The organism is Escherichia sp. E10V5 (assembly GCF_004212315.1).
GTDB lineage: Bacteria > Pseudomonadota > Gammaproteobacteria > Enterobacterales > Enterobacteriaceae > Escherichia.
Genome location: NZ_RHJM01000060.1, coordinates 1 through 1,538 on the forward strand (window position 1 = coordinate 1; position 1,538 = coordinate 1,538).

Consider the following 1,538-nt stretch of genomic DNA (forward strand, 5'->3'; position numbering starts at 1 on the left):
TCCCGCGTCTGTCGCGGGCTGCTGATGCGGATGAGTTCGCCGTTGTCGTTCCAGGTGTAATCGCGGTCAGACAGCAGGCTGTTCAGGTGCTGACGCTGTAACTGCCCGGCAGGGGTGTAAGCGGTGGTGAGTTCATAACGGCCGAAGCTGCGCAGCGTTTCCCGGTGCAGGTGGTCGCGGGTGTACTCCACCAGGGGCGAGTCGCCGAGCTTCATGCCTGCCAGGTAACCGCTGCCGTAGGTCAGCCATTCCACGGCGGGCAGGCTGTCCGGTATACAGCGGTTCGCCAGCCCCTGCGCGTTGTAAGCATGTCTGGTCTCATGCTGCCAGAGCAGTGCTTCCGTCTCCGGGTGATGCACCGTCTGACGCTCACCGGTCAGCCGGCCTTTCTCATCATACCCGTAATGCACCGTCACCCGGTGCCCTTCGCAGATATGGCTGATGTCTGTCAGCCAGCCGCGTTCGTCATACTGCCACCGCTCTGCGGTTTCGCCATTCACGGTGCGCTGCGTGAGGCGGTCAGCATCATCGTAGTGCCGGAGGGTGATGAGCCCCTCATCCTCGCTGCGGATAAGTTTGCCGGTCAGGTCGTGGTGATAACGCTGTGTGCGGCCGTCAAAGCCGGTTTCCTGTATCAGCCGGTCGAGTACATCGTAACGGAAGGTGGTGTGGCTGCCGTTTTCGTTGGTCAGGCGGATGACCCGTCCGGCAGCATCGTATTCCATACTGCGGGTCAGCCCGCCCTGCGTGGTACAGACGGCCTTTCCCCACGCATCGTACTGTGCCCCGTTTATGCTGCCGTCCGGGGCAATGATGGTGGTCAGGTCACCGGCGGCATTATATTCATACCGCGTTTCATGGCCCTGCGTGTCTTTCACGGCAATTAACTGTCCACGGCTGTCGTATGCGCGGTACTGGCTCAGGCCTTCCTCGCGGTGCACCGCCGTCATCTGCCCGAAGCGGTCATGGTCATAACGGGTTACATAACCGGAACAGTCGGTGAAGGTCAGCAACTGACCGTAACGGCTCCACGTCATGGTTTTCCGGCTGCCGGTGGCATCTTCCGTTGCGCAGGGTAAGTCACTGTGTGGATTATCATAACGGTAGCGGGTGATATCGCCGTCAGGGGCAGTGTCCTGAATCAGACGGCCGAATTCATCATATTCCCGGCGTATTTCCAGCCCGTCAGGCCCGGTGGCTGACGTTAACTGGCTGTGGTGGTTATAGTAAAACGCCGATGCCCTGCCATCCGGCGTGGTGATGCGCGTGATGAGGCCCGTCACCACATCCGGGCTGTATTCTGTTGTCCGGCCTGCGGCATCCGTCTGTGTCCTGAGCCTGCCCACGGCGTCAAACTGACTCTGCGTGATGCTGCCGTCCGCGTGTTCCTTTTTCACCACCCGCTTCAGCCCGCCTTCGCCTGCGGTATGCAGGACTTCACGGCGGTCCAGGCTGTCGGTGACGGTGATGTGGTCTTTCTCATACTGATACGTGTAGCTTAAGCCCGCCGGGTTTAGCTGTTCCGTCACCCGCCCGTC

General features: G+C 60.7%; 1 protein-coding gene. It reads right to left on the bottom strand.

Going from position 1 to position 1,538, the window contains the following annotated elements:
* A partial coding sequence (locus tag D9738_RS24645; RefSeq protein ID WP_130261400.1) for an RHS repeat domain-containing protein occupies positions 1–1,538 on the bottom strand: 1,538 nt, incomplete at both ends.